Below are 24,950 nucleotides of genomic sequence, written 5' to 3'. Positions count from 1 at the left end.
CGGGGAAAAGACGCGGGCGCGCTGCGCCGCCGATGCCCTTGGCGGTGGGTCAGCCGAAGCGGGCGGGATCGAGGGCGCGGGTCAGGCTGCCGGAGAGAAGGCTTGGGCGGCCGCCGATCAGATCGGCGGCAAGGCGGCTGGCGGCGGGGCAGGTCTGGAAGCCATAGCCGCCCTGGCCAGCCAGCCAGAAGAAGGCAGGGTCACGCGCATCCCGTCCAATCACCAGCACCCGGTCGGGCGAGAAGGTGCGCAGGCCTGCCCAGTTGGACATCAGGCGGGTGACGGGTTCGGTGACCATCTCTTCGTAACGTGCCAGCCCTTCTGCCAGGACCATGTCATCGGCCCAGGCGTCATGCGGGACCTGCGGGTCTTCCTCGGCGGGCGAGACGATCAGGGCACCGGCGTCGGGCTTGGCATACCAGGCCTCGCCCGCGCCGAAGAGCATGGGCCAGCGGCTGATGTCATGGCCGCCGGGGGCCGGGATGCGGGCCATGGAGCGGCGGTTGGGGGTGAAACCAAGGGGGCGGATGCCGGCCATCGCGGCGACCTCATCGACCCAGGCGCCGGCGGCGTTGATGAGGAGTGCGCCAGTGAACTCCCCCGCAGCAGTGGTGACGGTCCATCCGTCGCCCCCCTTGGCGATAGCGGTGACGCGTGCGCCGGTGACGATCTGCGCGCCGCGCGACTTTGCCTCGCGCGCGAAGCCTTGCAGGAGGAGATCGGTGTCGATGTCCCAGGCGTGATCGGCATAGGCGGCCATCGCCACCGTATCGGGGTTGAGGATCGGGATGATGGCGCGCGCTTCGTCGAGCGTGCAGCGGGTCATCTGCATGTCGCGGACTTCGGCGTCGAAGTCGTCCTTCTGGTCGGGCTTGGCCACGATCATCAGGCCGCGCGGGGACAGGACGTTTTCGGCGGCACGGAAATGGTCTTCGGAAGCGAGCGAGAGTTCGACAACGGCAGGCGCGCCGTAGCGCGGTTCGTAGAGGGCGGCAGAGCGGCCCGAGGCGTGATGGGCGAGGGCCGCTTCCGCCTCCAGCACGGTGACGGAGCCGAGTTCGGACAGCCGGGCAGCGGCGGAGATACCGGCGATGCCACCGCCGATGATGAGGAAATCGGTCATGCTTCTTCCAGTCGGTCGGTGGCCGGGGGCGGGGCGGGGTAGAGGGCCGAGAGGCGGGCGCGCAGGTCGGGGGTCATCGGGACATCCGCCGCCGCGAGGGAGGGGGCAATCTGGTCCGCGCTGCGGGCCGAGATCAGCGGGATAACGGGCGTGATCGGGCAGGACATGACCCAGGCCACGGCGAGGGTGGCGGGGTGGGTGCCCAGTTCGGCAGCAGTATCGGCAAGGCCCTTTGCGGCCGCGTGCATCGCGTCGGGGGCGTAGCGGGCGGCGTAACGGTGATCTTCGGCCAGACGGCCCGCGCCGCCCGCGATGTATTTCCCGGTAAGAAGGCCACCGCCCAGGGGCGAATAGGCATGCACCGCGATCTTCTGATCGGCGCACATCGGCAGAAGTTCCACCTCGGCCTGACGCTTCACAAGGTTGAACATGGGTTGGATCACGTCCACCCGGCTGCCGAAGCGGGCGAGGACGGCTTGCGCCTTCATCACCTGCCAGGCGGCGAAATTCGACAGGCCGATGCGGGAGATGCGGCCCGATTGCTGCCATTCGACGAAGAGGGAAAGGGTCTCTTCCAGCGAGGTTTCGGCGTCGAAGCGGTGGAGGTAGAGCAGATCGACGGCATCGACGGCCAGGCGGCGGAGGCTTTCGTCGAACTGGCGGGTCAGGTTGGCGCGACCCGCGCCGCCGTCATAGCCAACCTTGGTGGCGATGGAGATGGCGTCGCCTTTGGCGAATTGGCCGAGCAGGCGTTCGGAATGCCCGTCGGTATAGACATGGGCCGTGTCGAAATGGGTGATCCCGGCCGCGCGGCAGGCGTCATAGAGCGCGCGGGATGCGGCGGGATCGGCGCGGCCGCCGAATTGCATGCAGCCGAAGGCGAGGGGGAAGGGTCTGGTCATGGCGCGGAAACTGCCATGGCGCGCGCAGGAAGGAAAGCCGGGGATCGCCGCTTTTGCGGCGGTCCCCGACTGGGTCAGCCCTGATGGGTTTCCTTAAGCTTGTCGATCCCCAGCGTCTTGAGCGCGAGGGTTTCGTAGAAGGGTTCCGAGACGCCCTTCCGCAGCTTGCGCAGGAAGTATTTCTCGAAGCCGATCTTGGCCATGTGGACCCATTTGCCGGATGAGGACCAGTTCACGTTGCGCGGCGGGATCTGCGGCTGGGCCACGAAGGCGATGCCCCCGTCGCCGAAATCGGCCAGACAGACCGCGTTCCATGTGCCGACCTGATCGGGGTCCTTGCCGCGCACGAGGTTGCCGATGTTGTGAGCGGTGGCGGTGACCATGGATTCGATCATGAAGCCCGTTTTCGGCACGCCCACGGGCACCGGAGTCGGCCCCATCGGGGGGATGGCGACGCAGACGCCGACGGCGAAGACATTGGGATATTTCGGATTCTGCTGGTGCTTGTCCACGATGGTGAAGCCGCGCGGGTTGGAGAGGCCTTCGATGCCAGAGACCGGCTTGATCCCCCGGAAGGCGGGCAGCATCATCGAGAAGGCGAAGGGCAGTTCCTTTTCGCCCTTCGAGGTGCCGTCATCGGCGATCTCTTCCACCGTCATCTTGCCGGGTTCGACCTTCTTGACCTTGGTCGAGGTCATCCACTTGATGTGCTTGGCGCGCATCTCGGATTCCAGAAGCCCCTTGGTATCGCCCACGCCGTCGAGGCCGAGATGGCCGATATAGGGTTCGGAGGTGACAAAGGTCATCGGCACGCGATCCCGCACCTTGGCCTTGCGCAGCGCGGTTTCGAGGATGAAGAGGAATTCATAGGCCGGGCCGAAGCAGCTTGCCCCCTGGGCCGCGCCGATGATGACGGGGCCGGGGTTTTTCACCAATTCGTCGAAGACAAGCTTGGCCTTTTCGGCATGGTCGATATGGCAGACGGACTGGGTGAAGCCGCCATGCGGACCGAAGCCCTCGATCTCATCGAAGGCCAGTTCCGGGCCGGTGGCGATCACGAGGTAGTCGTAGGAGACGGAGGTGCCATTCGCCAGGGCGATACGGTTCTCTTCGGGATGCAGCTTTTCGGCGGCGACGGGGATGAAGTTGATCTTCTTCTTCGCCATGGTCGGCGCGAGATCGACGGTGATTTCGTCGCGCGCCCGCCAGCCCACCGCGATCCAGGGGTTGGAGGGGACGAAGTGATAGGTCGGGTCCTTGGTGACCACGGTGACCGTGTCTTCTTTCCGCAACTGATCCTTGAGTTCATAGGCCATGATGGCCCCGCCAAGCCCGGCCCCCAACACGACGACATGCGCCATCCGACATCCTCCCTCTCTGAGTCGCAGGAGGTATTATACATTCGAATGCTTGAATGTGTTAGGGATCTTTTGCCCTGCGACCATTGCACACGGAACGCAGAGAAAAGGCCCGCCGAAGCGGGCCTTTAGCGGTTCCTCTGCCGGGTCGGATCAGGACGGAATCTCGCCCGTGATGCCTTCGACATAGAACATCATGCCCAGCAGATCGCCATCCGGTGCGGTGGCGCCTTCGGCCAGCCATGCGCTGCCGTCCTGCTTGTTGATCGGGCCGGTGAAGGGGTGGTAGGTGCCCGCGGCGATGGCGTCGCGCATCGCCTCGGCCTCGGCCTTCACATCGGCGGGGACGGCGTCGGTGATCTCGCCGATCTCCACTTCGCCGCCGGCGATGCCTTCCCAGGCGTCGATCTGGGCATAGGTGCCATCAAGCAACTGACCCACGCGCTTCACGTAATAGGGTGCCCAGTTGTCGATGATGGACGAGACGCGCGGCGTCGGCTTGTATTCCGACATGTCGGAGGCCTGACCGAAGCCGATGACCGCGCCGTTCGTCTTGGCCGCTTCGGCCAGCGGGGCGGTGGAGTCGGTGTGCGAGGCGATCACGTCCACGCCCTGGTCGATCAGGGCCTTGGCGGCATCGGCCTCTTTCGCCGGGTCGAACCAGGTGAAGGCCCAGACGATGGAAAGCTCCACATCCGGGTTCACCTTCTTGGCGTGCAGGTAGTAGCTGTTGATCCCCATGATGACTTCGGGGATCGGGAAGGAGGCGATGTAGCCGATCTTGTTCGACTTGGTCATCTTGCCTGCGATGTGGCCCTGCACGGCGCGGCCTTCGTAGAAGCGCGCGTTGTAGGTGGACACGTTGGCGTGGTCGCGCTTGTAGCCGGTGGCATGTTCGAACTTGATGTCCGGGAACTTGGCGGCGACCGCATTGGTCGGGTCCATGAAGCCGAAGGAGGTGGTGAAGATGATGTTGCAGCCCGACAGCGCCATCTGCGTCAGCACGCGTTCGGCATCCGCGCCCTCGGGCACGTTTTCCTGCCACACGATCTCGACCTTGTCGCCATAGGCCTCCTGCACGGCCAGCGCGCCCTGATGGTGCTGGAAGGTCCAGCCGCCGTCACCGATGGGACCGACATAGACGAAGCCGACCTTCGCCTTCTCCAGCCCCTGTGCCAGGGCCATCTTCCCCCCCATCATCGAGGCGAGGCCCAGCGCGGCGCCGCCTTTCAGGATCGTTCTTCTCTTCATTTCTTGCTCCCGGTTGGGGGTCGGCAGCCGACCCCGGGTTGTGTGTGCCTCAGCGCGAGGCGTGGAAGTTCTGGCCCAGAGCGGCGGGGGCGTTCAGCGCCGCCTTGCCCTTGCCAGAGGACATGATGACCAGCACGAGGATGGTTATCAGATACGGACTCATCGACAAGTATTCGACCGGGATTCGGGCCCCAGCCGCCTGCAGATTAAGCTGTAGCACGGTGATACCGCCAAAAAGATAGGCACCAAGCAGGACTCTCCAGGGTTTCCAACTGGCGAAGACGACGATGGCAAGCGCGATCCAGCCCGCGCCGGCGGTGATGCCGTCGGTCCATTGCGGGACGCGGATCAGGCTGACATAGGCCCCGCCCATCCCGGCCAGGGCGCCACCGAAGAGGATGGCCAGAACGCGGATGCGGGTGACCTTGTAGCCAAGCGCGTGGGCGGCGTCGTGGCTTTCCCCGACGGCGCGCAGGATCAGGCCGGTGCGGGTGTATTTCAGCACCGCCCAGACGGCGGCGACGATGCCGATGGAGACATAGACCATCCAGTCATGGCGGAAGAGGACCGTGCCGAGGAAGGGAATGTCGGCCAGTGGGCCGAAGGGGACCGTGCCGGTCGCGGGCGGCTTGATCCCCACATAGCCCTGCCCGATCATGGAGGACAGGCCCAGGCCGAACAGCGTGAGGGCAAGGCCCGTGGCAACCTGATTGGCCAGGAAGACCTGCGTCAAGACCGCGAAGATAAGGCTGAGCCCTGCCGCGCCCAGGGCGCCACCGATGAAGCCCAGATAGGGGTTGCCGGTCGCCACGGCGGTGGCGAAGCCGCAGATGGCGCCCATGATCATCATGCCCTCGACCCCGAGGTTGAGGACCCCCGCCTTTTCGACGACCAGTTCGCCGATCGCGGCGAGCATGATGGGGACCGAGGCCACCATCAGCGAGGCGATCAGGATCGCCGGATTGATGCCGCCGATATCCATCAGGCCATCTCCTTCTTCGAGCCGAAGCGGACGCGGTAATTGGTGAGCAGATCCACGGCCAGCAGAAAGAACAGGAGCATCCCCTGGAAGGCCTGGATCGCGGCGGCAGGCAGGGCGAGCATGAAGCTGGCCAGTTCGCCGCCGATATAGGTGAGCGCCATGAGCAGACCCGCCAGCAGGATGCCGATGGGGTTCAGGCGGCCGAGGAAGGCCACGATGATGGCGGTGAAGCCATAGCCCACGTTGAAGTCGATGCTGATCTGGCCCGAGGGGCCGGCCACTTCGAACAGACCCGCCATCCCGGCCAGCGCGCCCGAAAGCCCCATGCAGAGAAGGACGAGGCGACCGGGGCTGACCCCCGCGAAACGGGCGGCCTTGGGGGCCTGACCGGCCAGCTTGATCTGATAGCCGAGGATATGGCGCTGCAACAGGATATAGGCGGCGATCACCACGATGAAGGCCGCGACCACGCCCCAGTGCATCCCCGTGCCGGGGATGAGTTCGGGGTTGGCCATGGCCGGGATCTGGCTGAGGTTGCGGCTGCCGGGGAAGCCGCCGCCTTCGGGGTTCCTGAGCAGGCCGATGGACATGGAGGCGAGGATGTTCTGCGCCACATAGACCAGGAGCAGCGAGACGAGGATTTCATTCGTGTTGAAGCGCGTCTTCAGGATCGCGGGGATCATCGCCCAGAGCCAGCCCCCGAAGATGCCCGCCACCACCATGAGCGGGAAGACCCAGCGCGTTTCGACCGGGTAGAGCGCAAGCCCCACGCCCGCGCCGAAGATCGCGCCCATGATGTACTGGCCTTCGGCCCCGATGTTCCAGATGCCCGCCCGGAACCCCAGCGAGAGGCCGACGGCGATCAGGATCAGCGGCCCCGCCTTCACCAGAAGCTGCGGTCGGGAATAGGCGGCGAACTGTTCGTTGAAGAGCGGGTCCCAGAAGATCGTGCGGATCGCCTCCACCGGGTTCTTGCCGAGAAGCGCGAACATGATCCCGCCGGCGATCATGGTCAGGATCACGGCGAGGATGGGGGTGGCCCATTGCCAGAAGGCGCTAGGCGAGGGGCGTTTCTCAAGCCGGATCATGACTTTGCTTCCCCTGCACTTTCTGTCTGCAAGTATCCTCGGGGGGGCCGGGGGGCAGACAGCCCCCCGGGGCATCCGCCCCGCGCCACGGTCGGATCAGCCTGCATGATGCGCAACCTCCATCCCGTGGGCACCGCCCATCATCAGGCCGATCTCGTCGATGGTCAGCCCCTCGACCGGGCGCGGCTTTGTCAGCCGCCCTTCGTTGAGCGCGGCGAAATTGTCGGCAATCTCCAGCAATTCATCGAGGTCCTGGCTGATGACGACCACGGCCGCACCGGCGGCGGCACGGTCCAGGATCGCCTGCCGGATCGCGGCGGCGGCGGCGGCATCGACGCCCCATGTCGGCTGGTTGATGACGATGATGCCGGGGGATTGCGAGAGTTCGCGGCCGACCACGAATTTCTGGAGGTTGCCCCCCGAAAGGGCGCGGGCGGCGACATGGGTGCCGGGGGTGCGGACATCGAAATCCTTTACGATCCCTTCGGCGAAGGCGCCTGTGGCGGCCCAGTCGATGAAGCCACCCTTGACCAGACCCTTGCGGATCGCGCCGGAAAGCAGCGCATTCTCCACCAGCGACATGTCGGGGGCAGCGGCATGGCCGAGGCGTTCCTCTGGCGCGGCGACCAATCCGGCGGCGCGGCGGGCATTCGGCCCGGCTTCCCCCATCGGTTTGCCGTCGATCCTGACCGCATCGGGTGCTGACCGGAGTTCACCGGACAAGGCGAGAAGAAGCTCGTCCTGCCCGTTCCCGGCGACGCCCGCGATGCCCAGAACCTCGCCCGTTGCCACGCGGAAGGAGATGTCCTTGAGGCTGGTGCCGAAGGGGATGGGGGAGGCCACGGAAAGGCCCGCCACCTCCAGCGCCGTGGCCCCTTTGGCCTGGGTTGCGCGGGCCGGGGGCGTGAGGGTCGCGCCGACCATGAGTTCGGCCATCTCGCGCGCGGACCGGTCGCGTGGCGTGCAGGTGGCCACGACCTTGCCCCGCCGCAGGATCGTCGCCTCGTCACAGAGGGTGCGGATTTCTTCCAGCTTGTGGCTGATATAGAGGATCGCGGTGCCTTCGGACGAGAGTTGGCGAAGGGTCTTGAAGAGGATCTCCACCTCCTGCGGGGTGAGGACGCTGGTCGGCTCGTCCATGATCAGGAGTTTGGGGTCCTGAAGGAGGCAGCGGATGATTTCGACCCGTTGCCGTTCGCCGGCCGAGAGGTCGCCCACCATGCGGGAGGGATCGAGGGGGAGGCCATAGTCTTCGGACACCGCGCGGATGCGGGTGGCGAGTTCGCGCATCGGGGGCGGGTTTTCCATGCCGAGCGCGACATTTTCGGCGACATTCAGCGCCTCGAACAGGCTGAAATGCTGGAAGACCATGGCAACGCCCGTGGCGCGGGCGGCGCGGGGTTCGGCGGGCTGGTAGGGCTGGCCGCGGAACCGCATCGTGCCGCTGTCAGGTTTTACGAGGCCGTAGATCATTTTGACCAGCGTGGACTTGCCTGCGCCGTTCTCGCCCAGAAGGGCATGAACCTCGCCCTCGGCGATGGAAAAGGACACGTCGCTGTTGGCGACGACGCCCGGATAGGCCTTGGTCACGCCCTGCACGGCCAGTAGTTCGGGCCTTGCGGTGGTGGCTGTCCCTGTCATCCCGCGCTCTCCTGTCGTGACGCGTTTTGGTGTTTCCTGCGAAGGAAGTCGGTGGCGACGCCCAGTGCGATGGCCTGCGGGTGCTTGCCTAGCGCGGGGTCGCCTATGGGGCTGTCGATGCGGGCGATGGTGCCGGGGGCATGGCCCAAGGCGGCAAGCCGCGACCGGAAGCGTGCCCATTTGGTTGCCGATCCGATCAGGCCGCAGGTGGCGAAGCCATGGGTCAGCAGCCGGTGGCAGAGGTCCAGGTCGAGCGCGTGGGAGAAGGTGACGATCAGATGTTCGGCATCCTGCGGGGCGGTGGTCACGGCTCCCGCGGGGTCTGCTTCGACGCGGACCGTGACAGTGCCGGGGACCGTTTCGGGGAAACGGTCGGCGGCGATGTCTATCCAGGTGATCGCCACGCCGGGCAGGGGGGCGATGACGGCGGTCAGCGCACGGCCCACATGGCCCGCGCCCCAGATCCAGAGGTGGCGGTCGGGGCGTGCGACGGGTTCCACCATCCAGCCTTGCAGCAGGGCGGGGCGGGGCAGGACGCCTTCGCCACGCGCCCGCGCCAGAAGGCGTTTCACCGCCAGCGGCATCGGGCGGCCGTCGATGGGACGGGCGATCACGCCCGCCTCTGCCTGCGGCAGGGTGTCGGGTGTGAAGACCTCGGTCAGCAGGGTGACCGCCCCGCCGCAGCATTGGCCGAGCCTGGGACCCAGGGCCTCGCGCGTCAGGAGAGGGCGGGTTGCATCCAGATGGGCACGGGCGCGGGTTGTCGCCTCATGCTCCAGCGCGCCGCCGCCGATGGTGCCGGACTGGCCGGTGGCCCAGACCAGCATGGACGCCCCCACTTCGCGCGGGCTGGACCCGTCATGGGCGGCGATCACCACCCGGGCGGTGGGGCCGTGGTCGGTGACCGCGGTGTGGAGGGATGCCAGGTCAAACATGGGGCGCCCCTGCCGGGAGGCGATTTCTGCAGGCAGACATCGCGGTGAAATCTGCGCGCAGATTTCGGGGCGGAATTTGTGTCAAATTCCGTTGGTCGGGGGGCGGGATGTCATGCATGGCCGCGCACCCGCTTCACCGCTGCCAGCACCCGCTCTGCCGTGGCGGGCGCGTCGAGCGCGGGGTAGATGGTTCCGTCACCGCAGGCTGACACGGCATCGGACAAAGCCATCAGCGCCGAGATGCCCAGCATGAAGGGGGGTTCCCCCACCGCCTTGGACTTGCCCACCGTCTCTTCCCGGTTGGCGCGGCCCCAGAGCGCGACATTGAAGATGCGGGGCCGGTCGGAACAGGCGGGGATCTTGTAGGTGCTGGGGGCGTGGGTGGTCAGCCGCCCCTTCGCGTCCCAGACCAGTTCCTCCGTCGTCAGCCAACCCGCGCCCTGCACATAGGCGCCTTCCACCTGCCCGATATCCAGCGCTGGGTTCAGGCTGGTGCCGGTGTCATGCAGTAGGTCGGCCCGCAGGATGCGGTTCTCGCCCGTCAGCGTGTCGATCACCACTTCGGTCACCGCCGCGCCATAGGCGAAGTAGAGGAAGGGGCGGCCCGTGCCGCGCATCCTGTCCCAGACGATCTTGGGCGTGGCGTAGAACCCGGTTGAGGAGAGCGAGACGCGCGCCTGATAGGCCCAGCCTGCGACACGGGCGAAATCATAGGCCTCGCCCGCGACATGGACCAGGCCATCGGCGAAGCGGACGGAGTCCGGCTGCGTCTGGTGCTTTTCGGCGAGGAAGGTGGCAAGGCGGGCGCGGATCGTCTCGGCCGCCGCCTTGGCCGCCATCCCGTTCAGGTCCGACCCGGAGGAGGCGGCGGTGGCCGAGGTGTTGGGGACCTTGCCCGTATCGGTGGCGGTGATCTTCACCGCCCCGGCATCGACGCCGAAGACGCCTGCCACGACTTGCGCGACCTTCTGGAACAGGCCCTGGCCCATTTCCGTGCCGCCGTGGTTCAACTGGATGGAGCCGTCCTGATAGACATGGACCAGGGCCCCGGCCTGATTGAGGTGGGTCAGGGTGAAGGAGATGCCGAATTTCACCGGTGTCAGGGCGATGCCACGCTTCAGGATGGGCGATGTGGCGTTCCATGCGGCGATCTCGGCCCGGCGCTTTTGGAAGTCGCTGCTGCGTTCCAGTTCGGCGACGAGGTCATGGCCGATGAAATCCTCCACCGCCATGTGATAGGGCGTGGTCTGCACCGGCCCCGCCACCTCTGCCGCGCGGTAGAAATTGGCGCGGCGCACCGCCAGCGGGTCCTTGCCCAGCGTATGGGCGATGTGGTCCATCACCCGTTCCACCCCGACCATTCCCTGCGGGCCGCCGAAGCCGCGGAAGGCGGTGGCGCTTTGCGTATGGGTCTTCAGGCGGTGGCTTTCGATGCGGATGTCGGGCAGATGATAGCAGTTGTCGGCATGGAGCATCGCCCGGTCGGCCACGGGCAAGGACAGGTCCTGCGCCCAGCCGCAGCGGAAGAGATGGGTGAATTCAATCCCCGTCACGCGGCCCGCGTCATCGAACCCGGCGCGGTAGACGATGCGCAGATCGTGCCGCTTGCCCGTGATCATCATGTCGTCGTCGCGGTCATAGCGCATCTTGCAGGGCCGCCCGGTGCGGGTGGCCACCACGGCGCAGGCGATGGCGAGCGCGTTGCCCTGGCTTTCCTTGCCGCCGAAGCCGCCGCCCATGCGACGGACTTCGACGCGGACGGAACTCATCGGCAGATGGAGGGCGTGGGCGACCTTGTGCTGGATTTCGGTCGGGTGCTGGGTGGAGGAGAGGATGGTCACATCGCCCCCTTCCTGCGGCAGGCAGGCGGCGACCTGGCCTTCGAGGTAGAAATGCTCCTGCCCGCCGACCTCGAATGTGCCTTCGATGCTGTGGGGGGCCTTGGCGATGGCGGCGGCGGGGTCGCCCTTCGTCCAGATCACGGGGCCCTGTTCAAAGCGGCTGTTGGCGGCCAGCGCGTCATCCACTGTCAGGAGGGCGGGGCGTTCGCGATATGTGACCTTGGCCAGACGCGCGGCACGGCGGGCGGCGAGGTGGCTGTCGGCAGCGACAAGGAAGATCGGCTGGCCGAGGTAATGGACCATTCCCGTGGAAAGCAGCGGTTCGTCATGCACCGAGGGGCTGCAATCGGGCATCTCGGCGAAGTCTTCGGCGGAGAGGACCGTCACCACGCCGGGGGCGGCGCGGACGGCGGAGAGGTCCATCGACGCGATCTCGCCATGCGCGATGGTGGAGAGGCCGAAGGCGAGGTGCAGCGCGGTGCCGGGCAGGGGGATATCGTCGATATAGCGCGCCTGTCCGGTGACATGGAGCGGCGCGGCATCGTGGGGGAGGGGTTTGCCCATGGTCATGGCGCGACCTCCAGCACCGAGACGGGGCTGCCGTTCAGGTCGTGGACATAGCGGCGGAGGAGGTTGGCCGCGGTTTCGAGGCGATAAGCGGCGCTGGCGCGCATGTCGGTGAGGGGCGTGAAATCCTGTGCGAAGGCGGGAAGGGCGACGGCGATGGTCGCTTCAGACCACGGCTGTCCGATCAGGGCCTGTTCGACATGGGCGGCGCGTTTGGGGATGCCCGCCATGCCGCCGAAGGCGATGCGGGCGGCGGTGATCCGGCCGGCATCGACCGTGACGTTGAAGCAGCCGCAGACGGCGGATATGTCCTGATCGAAGCGCTTGGAAATCTTGTAGCAGCGCAAGCCGGGGGCCTGTTCGGGGAAGCTGATCCCGGCCACGAATTCGCCCGGGCGGCGGTCCTGTTTGCGGTAGTCGAGGAAGAAGGATTCGAGCGGGATCGACCGCAGGTCATCGCCCCGGCGCAGGTGCAGGGTCGCGCCAAGCGCGATCAGCGCGGGCGGGCCATCGCCGATGGGAGAGCCGTTGGCGATATTGCCGCCGATGGTGGCGGCGTTGCGGACCTGTTCGCTGGCGTAGCGGCGCAGGAGTTCCGCGAAGGAGGGCAGGCGGTCCTGCACCGCCGTCCGCAGGGCGGCGATGGTGACACCGGCGCCGACATGCAGCATCCCGCCTTGCCGTTCGATCTGTTGCAGGTCGGAAACGCCATTGAGGAAGGCGACGAGCGCGAGGTCGCGGAGCTGTTTCGTTACCCAGAGGCCTACGTCGGTGGCCCCGGCGATGAGGGTGGCGTCGGGATGGGCGAGATACCAGTCGGCAAGGTCGTCCGAATTGCTGGGGCGGAAGGCGGTATCGTCCTGCCCCGCATCGGCCGCGAAGGACGCCAAGGCCTTTCGGTCGGCTTGCATCCAGTCGGGGACGGGGGCCGCGGCAGCGGCTTCGGCGGCGCGGATGATCGGGGCATAACCCGTACAGCGGCAGAGGTTGCCTGCCAGCACATCGTCATGGTCGCGCCGTCCGTTCATCTGGGCCACGGCCATGGAGACGACGAAACCGGGGGTGCAGAAGCCGCATTGGGAGCCGTGATGCGTGACCATCGCCTCTTGCACAGGGTGCATCTCGCCCTTGGGGCCGGAAAGGCCTTCGACGGTGCGGACGGCCTTGCCGTGAAGCTGGGGCAGGAAGAGGATGCAGGCGTTGAGCGCGCGGCTGCCTTTGTCATCCGTGACCATCACGGTGCAGGCGCCGCAATCGCCTTCGTTGCAGCCTTCCTTGGTGCCACAGAGCCCGCGCGTTTCGCGCAGGAAATCAAGAAGTGTGCGCGTGGGGCCTTCGCCTTCCACGCGGACAGGCGTTCCGTTCAGGAGAAACGCGATCCCTGTCATCGTCCAACCCGCCGCCTTCTCCCCGTTCGAGGCGATGTGCGTGGCCGCCCGATGCGGCGTAAAGCGGGCCACGCGCCCCATGCCCCCCGTTTGCCGGTTCGGGCCTTCTATCTTCCTAGCAGTGAAGCGCGCGCCCCTGCCACATGGCAAGCGGAACCTTTCTGAAATCCCGCGAAGCAGTTTCCCGTTTTGCCGAAAGACAGGGCGGTCTTTCCCCGCCTGTGACGCTTCGCTAGGCTGAGGTCATGGCAAACAATCCCCGATTCATCCATCTGCGCGTCCATACCGAACATTCGCTGCTGGAAGGCGCGATCCCGGTGAAGAAGCTGGTCAAGCTGGTCGCGGCGGCCGAAATGCCCGCCGTCGCCGTGACGGATACGAACAACATGTTCTGCGCGCTGGAGTTTTCGGTTCTGGCCAAGGATGCGGGGGTGCAACCCATCGTGGGCTGTCAGGTCGCCGTCGCGCATGATCCGGCCCACCCGGGGGAAAAGCTGCGCCTGCCTGCGCCGGTGGTCCTGCTGGCGCAGTCCGAAGCGGGTTACATGAACCTGATGAAGCTGAATTCCTGCCTGTATCTGGACAAGGCAGGGCAGCTTAATCAGGTGACGCTGGAAGAGTTGGAGCGGTATTCGGCGGGGCTGATCTGCCTCACGGGCGGGGCGGAGGGGCCGGTGGGGCGGTTCCTGCAACAGGGGCAGGGGGCAAAGGCGCGGGCCTTGATGGAGCGGCTGGCGGCTTGTTTCGGGGATCGGCTCTATGTGGAGTTGCAGCGTCATCCGGGCGAGGGCGGGCGGCTGACGGAGGCCGAGGCCGCGACGGAGCGGGGTTTCGTCGAGATGGCCTATGAGATGGGCCTGCCGCTGGTGGCCACCAATGACGTCTATTTCCCGAAATCCGACATGTATGAGGCGCATGATGCGCTGATTTGCATTGCGGAAGGGGCCTATGTGGACCAGAGCCAGCCGCGCCGCCGCCTGACGCCGCAGCATTACCTGAAGTCCGAGGCGGAGATGTGCGCGCTCTTCGCGGACCTTCCCGAAGCCCTTGAAAACACGGTGGAGATCGCGCGGCGCTGTGCCTTCATGGCGGCGAAGCGCAAGCCGATCCTGCCGAAATTCGCCGATGACGAGGTGCAGGAACTGCGCCGTCAGGCGAATGAAGGGTTGCAGAACCGGCTGGCCGTCATTCCGCATGCGGCGAGCGTGGAGGAGTATCAGGCGCGGCTGGATTTCGAGTTGGACATCATCGAGAAGATGGGGTTCCCCGGTTATTTCCTGATCGTGTCGGACTTCATCAAATGGGCCAAGGCGCATGACATCCCCGTGGGGCCGGGGCGGGGGTCGGGGGCCGGGTCGCTTGTGGCCTATGCTCTGACGATCACGGACCTTGATCCGCTGCGCTATGCCCTTCTTTTCGAACGGTTCCTGAACCCGGAGCGGGTGTCGATGCCGGACTTCGACATCGACTTCTGCATGGACCGCCGGGAAGAGGTGATCCGCTATGTGCAGGAGCATTACGGGCGCGAGAAGGTGGGGCAGATCATCACCTTCGGCGCGCTCTTGTCCAAGGCGGCGGTGCGGGATGTGGGGCGGGTGTTGCAGATGCCCTATGGGCAGGTGGACCGGCTGTCGAAGATGATCCCGCTGGAGGGTGTGAAGCCGGTTTCCATCACCAAGGCGCTGGCGGATGAGCCGCGTCTGCGCGAGGCGGCGAAGGAAGAGGTGGTGGGCCGGCTTCTGGATTACGCGGAGCAGATCGAGGGGCTGTATCGCAACGCCTCCACCCATGCCGCGGGGGTGGTGATCGGGGACCGGCCGCTGGATGAGCTGGTGCCGCTTTATCAGGACCCGCGGTCGGACATGCCGGCCACGCAGTTCAACATGAAATGGGTGGAAGCGGCGGGTCTGGTGAAGTTCGACTTTCTGGGTCTGAAGACGCTGACGGTGATCCAGAACGCGCTGGACCTGCTGAAACTGCGCGGGGTCACGCTGGATATCAGCTTGATTCCATTGGATGATAAACCGACCTACGAGCTTTACGCCGCGGCCAAGACGGTGGCGGTGTTCCAGGTGGAATCCAGCGGCATGATGGATGCGCTGCGGCGGATGAAGCCCACCTGCATCGAGGATATCGTGGCGCTGGTGGCGCTGTATCGGCCCGGCCCGATGGAGAATATCCCCGTCTATTGCGAGGTGAAGAACGGGCTGCGGGAGTTGGAGTCCATCCATCCCACCATCGACCATATCCTGAAGGAAACGCAGGGCATCATCGTCTATCAGGAACAGGTGATGCAGATCGCGCAGGTCATGGCGGGATATTCGCTGGGCGGGGCGGACCTGCTGCGTCGGGCGATGGGCAAGAAGATCGCCGAGGAGATGGCGAAGGAGCGGCCCAAGTTCATCGAGGGGGCCAAGAAGACCCATAACATCGACGCCAAGAAGGCGGGTGAAGTCTTTGACCTGCTGGAGAAATTCGCCAATTACGGCTTCAACAAGTCGCATGCCGCCGCCTATGCGGTGGTGAGCTATCAGACGGCTTACCTCAAGGCCAATTACCCGGTGGAGTTCATGGCGGCGGTCATGAATTGCGATATCCACCTGACCGACAAGCTGGCCGTCTACAAGCGCGAGGTGGACAAGCTGGGCATCAAGACGGTGCCGCCTTGTGTGAACCGGTCGCTGGCGACCTTTACGGTTGTCGAGGGGCAAGTGGTCTATGGGCTGGGTGCGTTGAAGAATGTGGGTGTCGAGGCGATGAAGATGATCGTCGAGGCACGGGGTGGCCAAGCCTTTGTTTCCCTTTTCGATTTTGCCCGCCGTGTCGACCTGAAGAAGATCGGCAAGCGGCCCTTGGAGATGCTGGCGCGGGCGGGGGCCTTTGACATTCTGGATGCGAATCGGGCGCGGGTGTTCGAGGGACTTGATTCGCTGGTGGCCTATTCGGCGGCGGTGCATGAGGCGAAGGGGTCTTCGCAGGTGTCTTTGTTCGGCGAGGCCGGGGCGGATATCCCCGAGCCGCGGCTGGCCAATCGGGGCGACTGGCTGCCGACGGAGCGGCTGGCGCAGGAGCATATGGCGATCGGATTCTATCTGTCGGGGCATCCGCTGGATGACTATATGGCAGCGCTGAAGCGCAAGGAAATCAAGACCTTGACCGAGGTGACGCGGCTTGCGGAGCAGCGCGGAACCTGTGTGGTGAAGATGGCAGGGTCCGTGTCGGCAAGGCAGGAGCGGAAGTCGGCGAAGGGGAACCGTTTCGCCTTCGTGTCGCTGTCCGATCCGACGGGGCTTTATGAGGTGACGGTGTTTTCCGACGTGCTGGAAGCGGCGCGGGATCATCTGGAACCGGGGCGGAACGTGGTGCTGACGGTGCGCGCGGACCCGGATGGCGATTCGGTGAAACTGCTGGCCAACGGGGTGCAACCCATTGATTCCGTTGCTGCCGAGGCGGGGGCCACGGCGCTGCGCATCCATCTGAACCGGGCGGAGGCGGCGGCGTCGGTGGCGGCGCTGCTGGCCAAGGTGGAGGGGCGGTCTAAGGCGCAGGTGACGATCTGCGTGCCGGATGAAACGGGGCGCGAGATTGATGTGACATTGCCCCAGCCCTATCCCGTGACGCCCCAGATCAAGGGGGCGATCAAGGCGATGCAGGGGGTGGTGCTGGTCGAGGACCTGTAGCGCCGGGCGGTTTTCGCATCGCCGCAATCTTCAATCCTGTCAGGCATTTACCTTTTTCGGAGGGGATTTCGGCCGTGCCGTATCCTGTGCCGCATTCTGTGCAGCAAACTGTGGCCACGCGCGGTGGAGTCGGGATTGGTTAAGCCCTGTCGGGAGCGGTGCCTTTGCAAGGGCCGTTACAGAACTGTCACATGATCTTTGCAGAGTCGTCACGCTGGGGCGGTAGCAGCATCGGTGAAGCGGCGCCCGTGCGGGGGGTCGCGGATCACCGATGGAGAGAGACATGACCTCCCTGAAGCTTACCCTTTCCGCCGTCGCGGTGCTGGCCGGATCGACCGGCCTGGCGCTGGCGCGCGACAACGTGCAGATCTCCGGTTCCTCGACCGTGCTGCCCTATGCGACCATCGTCGCCGAAGCCTTCGGCGAAAACTTCGACTTCCCGACCCCGGTCGTGGAAGGCGGCGGGTCGGGTGCCGGCCGCAAGAAGATGTGCGAAGGCGTGGGCGAGAACACCATCGACATCGCCAACTCGTCCAGCCGGATCAGCCAGTCGGATATCGAGCTTTGCGCCGCGAATGGCGTGACCGACATCATGGAAGTCCGCATCGGATATGACGGGATCGTCTTCGCGTCGAAGGTGGACGGCCCGGAATTCGCCTTCACGCCCGCGCATTGGTACAATGCGCTGGCCGCGCAGGTGATGAAGGATGGCGCCCTGGTCGCCAACCCGCACAAGGCGTGGAACGAGGTGGATGCCGCGCTGCCCGCGCAGGACATCCTGGCCTTCATCCCCGGCACCAAGCACGGCACGCGCGAAGTGTTCGACACCAAGGTGATCGTGGCGGGCTGCGAGGAAACCGGTGCTTTCGAGGCCTTCAAGGCCGCTGCTGGCGGTGACGAGGATGCGGCGGAAGAGCAGTGCATGGCGCTGCGCACGGATGGCGTTTCCGTCGATATCGATGGCGACTATACCGAGACGCTGGCCCGTCTGGATGCCAACCCGACCTCGATCGGCGTGTTCGGCCTGAGCTTCTATCAGAACAACACCGACAAGCTGCGCGTGGCGACGATGTCGGGCGTGGTGCCGTCGGTCGAGTCGATTGCCACGGGCGAGTACCCGGTGTCGCGTCCGCTGTATTTCTACGTCAAGAAGCAGCATATCGGCGTGATCCCCGGCCTGAAGGAATTCGTCGAATTCTTCGTGTCGGATGACATGGCCGGCCCGGATGGCCCGCTGGCGGCCTATGGCCTGGTGTCGGACCCGGAGCTTGCGGCGACGCAGGCGGCCGTGGCGGCCGAAGAAGTGATGGGCCCGCTGAACTGAGGCGGACCAAGGGGGCGGCACCGCAGGGTGCCGCCCCGTTTCCCTTTGCCAGCCGGGGGGCGGCATGTCGGTATTCCTGATCCTTACCGTGCTGGGCGTTCTGGCCCTTGCCGGATTTGTTCTGGCCCGGCAACGGGCCATGGCCCTTGCGGGTGGTGATGCAAGGCGGCTGCATTCGCGGCCCAACTATTATGGCTGGCACGGGTCGATCATGGCCGCGGTGCCTGCGATGCTGTTTCTGGCGGTCTGGCAGATCGTGCAGCCGATGGTGATCGAGAGCCGTCTGTCGGGAATGTTCCCTCCCGAGATGGTGCAGGATGACAGTGCGCGGACGCTGCTGTTTGCCGATGTGCGGCGGATCGCTGCCGGGCTTGAATCGGCGATTGCTTCTGGCGCGATGAGTGCCGATGAAGCGTCGGCGCTGGATGCGGGCGCGGTGCGCGACCGGCTGGCCGCGACGGGCGTGGCGCTGGGGGCCGATGTGCAGCCCGAGACGCTGGCCGCGGCGCAGGAATACCGGGGGCTGGCGACGGTCGGCGGGCTGTGGCGGACGGTGCTGGTTCTGGCGCTGGCGGTGGCGGGGCTTGCCTATGCGATCAAGCTGACGGGGCCGGAGTTCCGGGCGCGCAACCGGGTGGAAGGCGTCGTGCTGGCGCTGCTGATGCTGGCCTCGACCATCGCGATCCTGACGACGGTGGGGATCGTGCTGTCGATGCTGTCGGAAAGCATCCGGTTCTTCGGGATGTATCCCATTCAGGATTTCTTCTTCGGGCTGACCTGGTCGCCTGCCTTTCAGGGCAATTCGCAGCTTGGCCTGCTGCCGCTGCTCTGGGGGACGCTGTATATCACCCTGATCTCGATGCTGGTGGCGGTGCCGGTGGGCCTGTTTGCCGCGATCTATCTGGCGGAATTCGCGGATGCGCGGGTGCGGGCGGTGGTCAAGCCGCTGATCGAGGTGATCGCGGGGATACCGACCGTGGTCTTCGGCCTGTTCGCGCTGGTGACGGTGGGGCCTTTGGTGCGCGACTGGATTGCCATGCCGACGGGGCTGGGCAATTCGGGATCGTCGGTCGTGACGGCGGGGATCGTGATCGGCATCCTGAACATACCGTTCATCTCGTCGCTGTCGGATGACATCATCACGGCGGTGCCGCAATCGCTGCGCGACGGATCTTTGGGGCTGGGTGCCACCAAGGCCGAGACGGTGACGCAGGTGGTGCTGCCTGCCGCGCTGCCCGGCATCGTGGGCGCGGTGCTGATGGCGACGAGCCGGGCGATTGGCGAGACGATGATCGTGACGATGGGGGCGGGGGCTGCGGCGCAGCTGAACCTGAACCCGTTCGAGGCGATGACCACGATCACGGTGAAGATCGTGAGCCAGTTGACGGGGGATACCGAGTTCAACTCGCCCGAGACGCTGGTGGCCTTTGCGCTTGGGATTTCGCTCTTCGTGATCACGCTGTGTCTGAACGTCTTTGCGCTGTGGATCGTGCGGAAGTACCGGGAGCAATACGAATGACCGATGTGACGGCGGGGGCGCCCGAGCGGGCGCGCGGCGGGTCGCTTCTGGAAGGAAGCGCGCGGACGAAGCGGCGGCGGGCGCGGGAATGGCGGATGAAGGCCTATGGCATCGGGGCCATCGTTCTAAGCCTTGCGACGCTGTTCGTCATGCTGGCGACGATCCTGATGGATGGCGTGTCGGCCTTCCGGCAGGCGACGATCACCTTCCCGGTGACGGTGGATGCGGTGATTGTGGACAAGGCGGGCAACCGCAACCCCGAGGAAATGGCGAAGGTCACGACCATCGGGTACAAGCGGCTGCTGTCGCAGGCCTTTGTCGCGCATCTGGCGGCGGAAGGGATCGACACGGCCGGGGTGCCGGAGAAGGACCTTGGCGACATGCTGTCGGATGACGGCCCGGCGCGGCTGCGCGACCGGGTGCTGGCCGATCCGTCGCTGGTGGGGCAGGTGGTGGAGGTGTCGGTCTATGCCACGGGGCGGATCGACGGCTATCTGAAGGGCCGGGTGACGCGCGCGACGGCGGAGCGGGATACCAATGTGACGCCCGAGCAGTTGGACCTTGCCGACAATCTGGTGGCGGCGGGCATCCTGACCATGCCGTTCAACTGGGGTTTCCTGACCGGGCCGGATGCATCGGACCTGCGGCCCGAGGCTTCGGGCCTGGGCGTGGCGATCATCGGGTCGCTCTACATGATGGTGCTGGTGGCGATCTTCACCGTGCCGGTGGGGGTGGCGGCGTCGATCTATCTTGAGGAATTCGCGCCGAAGAACCGGCTGACCGACCTGATCGAGGTGAATATCTCGAACCTGGCCGCCGTGCCGTCGATCGTCTTCGGCATCCTTGGCCTTGCGATCTTCATCAACTTCATGGGGCTGCCGCAATCATCGAGCCTGGTGGGGGCCCTTGTCATCTCGTTGATGACCCTGCCCACGATCATCATCGCCACGCGGGCGGCGATCCGGGCGGTGCCGCCGTCGATCCGCGAGGCGGCGCTGGGGATCGGGGCGTCGAAGATGCAGCTTGTGTTCCACCATGTGCTGCCTCTGGCCATGCCGGGGATCATGACGGGGACGATCCTGGGCCTTGCCTCGGCGCTTGGCGAGACGGCGCCGCTCTTGCTGATCGGGATGGTGGCTTTCGTCACGAACTATCCGGCGGGGCCCTTCGAGGGCGGCGTGATGGACCCGGCGACGGCGCTTCCGGTGCAGGTCTATTCCTGGGCGTCGCGGTCTGACCCGGCCTTCATCGAGCGGTCTTCGGGCGCGATCATCGTGCTTCTGGTCTTCCTCGTGATCATGAACGTGGCGGCGATCCTGCTGCGGCGGCGGTTCGAGCGGCGGTGGTGAGGGGTATCTGACGATGAACGACATGCGGTTGGTGGAGCGGGACGTGAGCAACAGGCAGGCCAAGATCGAGGCGCGCGGGGTGCAGGTGCATTACGGCGAGAAGCACGCGCTGAAGGATGTGGATGTGGCGATCCTTGACCGGACGGTGACGGCCTTTATCGGGCCGTCGGGATGCGGCAAGTCCACCTTCCTGCGCTGTCTGAACCGGATGAACGACACGGTGGCGAGCGCGAAGGTGGCGGGGCGCATCACGCTGGACGGGCAGGACATCTATGATCCGCGCATCGACCCGGTGCAGTTGCGCGCGAAGGTGGGGATGGTGTTCCAGAAGCCGAACCCCTTTCCGAAGTCGATCTATGAGAATGTGGCCTATGGGCCGAAGATCCACGGGCTGGCGCGCAGCAAGGCGGAACTGGACGAGATCGTGGAGACGTCGCTGAAGAAGGCGGCGCTGTGGAACGAGGTGAAGGATCGTCTGGCGGCCCCGGGCACCGGCCTTTCCGGCGGGCAGCAGCAGCGGCTGTGCATCGCGCGGGCGGTGGCGACGGCGCCGGAAGTGCTGTTGATGGACGAGCCCTGTTCGGCGCTTGACCCCATCGCCACGGCGCAGGTGGAGGAGTTGATTGACGAACTCCGGAGCCAGTTCTCGGTCGTGATCGTGACGCATTCGATGCAGCAGGCGGCGCGGGTCAGCCAGAAGACGGCCTTCTTCCATCTGGGAAGCCTCGTCGAATATGGCGAGACGGGGCAGATCTTCACCACCCCGCAGGACCCCCGGACCGAGGCCTATATCACCGGCCGGATCGGCTGAGGGAGGACGCGCGATGAAGGAACCCCATATCCACACCGCATTCGACCGCGATCTGGAGGCCGTGCAGGCCCATGTGCTGCGGATGGGCGGGCTGGTGGAACAGGCGCTGCTGGATGCCGCCGAAGCGCTGGAGAAGCGCGACGAGGCGCTGGCGCAGAAGGTGCGTTCGGGCGATGCCGCCATCGACGCGCTGGAGATGCAGATCCAGTCGGAATGTGCGCGGCTTCTGGCGCTGCGGGCCCCGACGGCGGGCGACCTGCGGGTGGTGCTGTCGGTGATGCGGATTGCCGCCGCACTGGAACGGGCGGGGGATTATGCCAAGAACCTTGCCAAGCGGGCCTTGGTCCTGTCGAACATGGCGCCTTTGGACGGCACCACGGCCACGGTGCAGCGGATGGCGCGGACGGTGGTGTTGCGCCTGAAGGAGGCGCTGGACGCCTATATCGCGCAGGATGTGGCGGTGGCCGCCGATATCCGCGACCGCGACCGCGAGGTGGACCAGATGTACAACTCGCTGTTCCGCGAGTTGCTGACCCATATGATGGAAGACCCGCGCAATATCAGCGCGGCGATGCATCTGCATTTCATCGCCAAGAACATCGAACGGGTGGGCGACCACGCCACGGCGATTGCCGAGCAGGTGATCTATCTGGCGACCGGGACGGTGCCGGGGGACGAGCGGCCTAAGGCCGATATCGTGCCGGATGTTTCGGCGGCCGAAGGGTAGGAACGGATGGAGCGCATCATGGTGCAGCAGCCCAAGGTTCTGCTGGTGGAGGACGAGTTCGCGCAGCGCGAGGTGCTGGCCTATAATCTGGAGGCCGAAGGGTTTGACGTGATCCAGGCCGACAATGGCGAGGATGCGCTTCTGCTGGTGGACGAGGATCATCCCGACATGATCATCCTGGACTGGATGATGCCCAAGGTTTCGGGGATCGAGGTCTGCCGCCGGTTGAAGATGCGACCCGAGACGCGGGGGATACCCGTCATCATGCTGTCGGCGCGGGCCGATGAGGTGGACCGCGTGCGGGGGCTGGAGACGGGGGCGGATGACTATGTCATCAAGCCCTATTCGATGGTGGAATTGATGGCGCGGGCGCGGGCGCAGATCCGGCGTGTGCGGCCTTCGACCATGGGTGTGGTGCTGGAGTTCGACGGCATCCGGCTGGATACGGAGACGCATCGGGTGTTCCGGGGCGAGAAGGTGCTGAAGCTGGGTCCGACGGAGTTCCGCCTGTTGACGGCCTTCATGGAAAAACCGGGGCGGGTGTGGTCGCGCGAGCAGCTCCTGGACCGGGTCTGGGGGCGCGACATCTATGTCGATACGCGGACAGTGGATGTGCATGTGGGCCGGCTGCGCAAGGCGCTGTGCGTACATGGCGATGAGGACCCGATCCGCACGGTGCGGGGATCGGGCTACGCGCTGGGCTGAGCGCTGCGGCGCATCAGGTAGATGTCCATGATCCAGCCGTGATCGGCGCGGGCCTTGGCGCGGGTGGTGCGGATGGTTTCCGCGACCTCTGACAGCGGGCCTTGGATGATGATCTGTTCGGTCATCCCGACATAGGCGCCCCACCAGATGTGGAGGCCGTCTTGCGGCAGGGCGTCGAAGGCCGCGCCGCTGTCCAGCATGACGACGACCGTATCGGCGGCGGGCGGCCAGCCATGGGCGCGCAACTGGCGGCCAGTGGTGATGACGAAGGGTTTCGCCAGATCGTTGAGCGGGATGGCATGGGCGGCGCAGAGCGCCTGAATTGCCGTGATGCCGGGGATGACTTGCAGCGTGAGGGGCAGGTGGCGGGCGACGCGGTCGGCGATGCGCAGCGTGCTGTCATAGAGCGAGGGGTCGCCCCAGACGAGGAGGGCGACGTTGGGGCCGCCGCCTTGGGCGAGGTGCTTCTCGATCTCGGCCTGCCAGAGCGCGGCGATGGCGTCGTGCCAGTCGTTCACGCGGTTGAGGTAATCGGGCGTGGCGGGGTCGCGCGTCGGCAGGTCGAAGGGGGCGATGCGGGTGGCGGGGTTCGTCAGGTTCGCGCGGCAGATTTCGAGGCGCAACCCGGCGAGATCGGCCTTGTCGTCGCCCTTGAGCGGAATGAGGATCAGGTCGGCCGTGTTCATGGCGCGGATCGCCTGCCCCGTGACATGATCGGGATTGCCGGTGCCGATGCCGATGAGGGTGAGGTGGATCATCTGTCGTCCTGTTGCGGGGCGCGGGGCCGGGATCGGCCCCACGCCCTTTGCGCCTCAGGCGTAGAGGCGCGGCGTGACCAGCGCAAGCGGGGCGCGGCCCTTCAGCGCCCGCGCACCAGCCAGAAGGGCGAGATCCACCAGCGGCTCCAGCAGCACGACGGTCATGTAGGCCGCGCCGAAGAGGGCCACGTCGGACAGGGCGGATGCGCCCTGCCCCCAGAAGGCCCAGAAGGCGACCCAGGCCACGACGCCGCCCTGATAGGTGGCCGAAAGTTTCAGCACATCCATGTAGCGCAGGTCCACATAGGCCGTGCCTGCGGGGATGATGCGCCGGGCGATCACCGCGATGGCGAAGAGGGGCACGAGCAGCGTGGTGACGTTCATGCCGTATTGCGGCAGGTCGATCGGGGCGAAGAAGAGGCCCTGGATCAGCAGGCCCAGCGCGAGGCCCAGCGCGGCGGGGCCTGCGCCGAGGATCAGGAAGAGGCTGGAGCCGAGGATGAGATGCACCTCGCTGATGCCGACGGGGGCATGGGGGAGAATCTCGAAGAAGACGAAGGTCGCCACGGTGGCGATGGCACTGCGGGCCGCGACGGAAGACAGCCCCTGTGCGCGCAGATCGCGGGTGAGGATCATGGCGCCCGTGGCGGCGGCGGCCGAGGCCGTGGCATAGCCCAGCAGCAATTTGGCCCCATCGACGAGGCCGGGTTCGATATGCATGTCGTTCTCCTTGCCGTCACACCCGACGGCGGATGGTTGCGCTGATGCGAGGCCGGTCTCCTGGCTGGCGGGTCGGTGCGGCCATCCGCCTTCCCGGCCCGAAGGCCAGTGGCGTGAAGGATGGCCGCTCGCCGCTGACAGTCGCGGGGGCGGCTGGGGTGGGGGCGCCGCGATTGGGTCCGCCCTTCCCCATTCCCGTTTGAGCCCCTTGCCGTGACGCGCGGGGCACCTTGCCCTGCCGTTCTGCGCCCATGGCGCGGTGCAGGCAAGCGTGAAGGCGA

At 66.0% G+C, this 24,950-nt stretch carries 19 protein-coding genes and 1 riboswitch; of the genes, 7 read left to right on the top strand and 12 right to left on the bottom strand.

What is annotated here, in order from left to right; genetic code table 11:
* Positions 1-49 precede the first annotated feature (49 nt).
* The 10 genes from C0V75_RS01655 to xdhA form a co-directional block, all read right to left on the bottom strand.
* Positions 50-1,123, bottom strand: coding sequence for an FAD-binding oxidoreductase (locus tag C0V75_RS01655; RefSeq protein WP_101919160.1), 1,074 nt, complete (start codon positions 1,121-1,123; stop codon positions 50-52).
* A complete protein-coding gene (locus C0V75_RS01650) occupies positions 1,120-2,025 on the bottom strand; it encodes an aldo/keto reductase (protein ID WP_101919159.1) in 906 nt (301 codons plus the stop codon). The genes C0V75_RS01655 and C0V75_RS01650 overlap by 4 nt, the downstream gene beginning before the upstream one ends.
* A gap of 74 nt (positions 2,026-2,099) precedes the next feature.
* The gene (locus C0V75_RS01645) at positions 2,100-3,386 is read right to left on the bottom strand and encodes an NAD(P)/FAD-dependent oxidoreductase (protein WP_101919158.1); all 1,287 of its coding nucleotides are present in this window, start codon (positions 3,384-3,386) and stop codon (positions 2,100-2,102) included.
* Between the two features lie 150 nt (positions 3,387-3,536).
* Positions 3,537-4,634, bottom strand: coding sequence for a BMP family ABC transporter substrate-binding protein (locus tag C0V75_RS01640; protein ID WP_101919157.1), 1,098 nt, complete (start codon positions 4,632-4,634; stop codon positions 3,537-3,539).
* Positions 4,635-4,683: 49 nt separating this feature from the next.
* Complete coding sequence (locus C0V75_RS01635; RefSeq protein WP_101919156.1) at positions 4,684-5,616, bottom strand: ABC transporter permease; 933 nt, start codon at positions 5,614-5,616, stop codon at positions 4,684-4,686.
* Positions 5,616-6,704: an ABC transporter permease gene (locus C0V75_RS01630; RefSeq protein WP_101919155.1), complete on the bottom strand. Its 1,089-nt coding sequence runs from the start codon at positions 6,702-6,704 to the stop codon at positions 5,616-5,618. The genes C0V75_RS01635 and C0V75_RS01630 overlap by 1 nt, the downstream gene beginning before the upstream one ends.
* A gap of 96 nt (positions 6,705-6,800) precedes the next feature.
* A complete protein-coding gene (locus C0V75_RS01625) occupies positions 6,801-8,345 on the bottom strand; it encodes an ABC transporter ATP-binding protein (protein ID WP_101919154.1) in 1,545 nt (514 codons plus the stop codon).
* On the bottom strand, positions 8,342-9,280 hold the full coding sequence (gene xdhC / locus C0V75_RS01620; RefSeq protein ID WP_101919153.1) for a xanthine dehydrogenase accessory protein XdhC: 939 nt from the start codon (positions 9,278-9,280) through the stop codon (positions 8,342-8,344). Before xdhC ends, C0V75_RS01625 begins: the two co-directional genes overlap by 4 nt.
* 110 nt (positions 9,281-9,390) lie before the next feature.
* Positions 9,391-11,691 (bottom strand): xanthine dehydrogenase molybdopterin binding subunit, encoded by a 2,301-nt coding sequence (gene xdhB / locus C0V75_RS01615; RefSeq protein ID WP_101919152.1) that lies wholly within the window; start codon positions 11,689-11,691, stop codon positions 9,391-9,393.
* Entirely contained in the window at positions 11,688-13,076 is a 1,389-nt protein-coding gene (gene xdhA / locus C0V75_RS01610) for a xanthine dehydrogenase small subunit (protein ID WP_101919854.1), read from the bottom strand. The genes xdhB and xdhA overlap by 4 nt, the downstream gene beginning before the upstream one ends.
* A gap of 245 nt (positions 13,077-13,321) precedes the next feature.
* On the opposite strand from xdhA, the gene dnaE reads away from it, so the two are divergent.
* From dnaE to phoB, 7 genes are all read left to right on the top strand, one after another.
* Complete coding sequence (gene dnaE / locus C0V75_RS01605; RefSeq protein ID WP_101919151.1) at positions 13,322-16,756, top strand: DNA polymerase III subunit alpha; 3,435 nt, start codon at positions 13,322-13,324, stop codon at positions 16,754-16,756.
* Between the two features lie 283 nt (positions 16,757-17,039).
* Positions 17,040-18,080 carry a PstS family phosphate ABC transporter substrate-binding protein gene (locus tag C0V75_RS01600; RefSeq protein WP_101919150.1) on the top strand — a complete coding sequence of 347 codons (1,041 nt, stop codon included), beginning with the start codon at positions 17,040-17,042 and terminating at the stop codon, positions 18,078-18,080.
* A 64-nt stretch (positions 18,081-18,144) separates the two neighbouring features.
* On the top strand, positions 18,145-19,599 hold the full coding sequence (gene pstC, locus C0V75_RS01595; protein WP_101919149.1) for a phosphate ABC transporter permease subunit PstC: 1,455 nt from the start codon (positions 18,145-18,147) through the stop codon (positions 19,597-19,599).
* Positions 19,596-20,948, top strand: coding sequence for a phosphate ABC transporter permease PstA (gene pstA, locus C0V75_RS01590; RefSeq protein ID WP_101919148.1), 1,353 nt, complete (start codon positions 19,596-19,598; stop codon positions 20,946-20,948). The genes pstC and pstA overlap by 4 nt, the downstream gene beginning before the upstream one ends.
* A 13-nt stretch (positions 20,949-20,961) precedes the next feature.
* On the top strand, positions 20,962-21,759 hold the full coding sequence (gene pstB / locus C0V75_RS01585; RefSeq protein WP_101919147.1) for a phosphate ABC transporter ATP-binding protein PstB: 798 nt from the start codon (positions 20,962-20,964) through the stop codon (positions 21,757-21,759).
* A gap of 13 nt (positions 21,760-21,772) precedes the next feature.
* Positions 21,773-22,486 carry a phosphate signaling complex protein PhoU gene (gene phoU / locus C0V75_RS01580; protein ID WP_101919146.1) on the top strand — a complete coding sequence of 238 codons (714 nt, stop codon included), beginning with the start codon at positions 21,773-21,775 and terminating at the stop codon, positions 22,484-22,486.
* Between the two features lie 6 nt (positions 22,487-22,492).
* On the top strand, positions 22,493-23,191 hold the full coding sequence (gene phoB, locus C0V75_RS01575; protein WP_371410648.1) for a phosphate regulon transcriptional regulator PhoB: 699 nt from the start codon (positions 22,493-22,495) through the stop codon (positions 23,189-23,191).
* Here the strand turns inward: phoB and cobF are convergent.
* Both cobF and C0V75_RS01565 read right to left on the bottom strand, forming a co-directional pair.
* Positions 23,176-23,949, bottom strand: a complete 774-nt coding sequence (gene cobF / locus C0V75_RS01570; RefSeq protein ID WP_101919145.1) for a precorrin-6A synthase (deacetylating) — start codon at positions 23,947-23,949, stop codon at positions 23,176-23,178. The two genes, phoB and cobF, sit on opposite strands and share 16 nt — an antisense overlap.
* A 54-nt stretch (positions 23,950-24,003) precedes the next feature.
* Positions 24,004-24,669, bottom strand: coding sequence for an energy-coupling factor ABC transporter permease (locus C0V75_RS01565; RefSeq protein WP_101919144.1), 666 nt, complete (start codon positions 24,667-24,669; stop codon positions 24,004-24,006).
* 32 nt (positions 24,670-24,701) lie between these two features.
* A riboswitch (cobalamin riboswitch) is annotated at positions 24,702-24,917 on the bottom strand.
* Positions 24,918-24,950: the final 33 nt, after the last annotated feature.

It is taken from the genome of Tabrizicola sp. TH137, assembly GCF_002855575.1.
Classification (GTDB): Bacteria; Pseudomonadota; Alphaproteobacteria; order Rhodobacterales; family Rhodobacteraceae; genus Paragemmobacter.
This window is presented reverse-complemented; position numbering and strand designations above follow the sequence as displayed.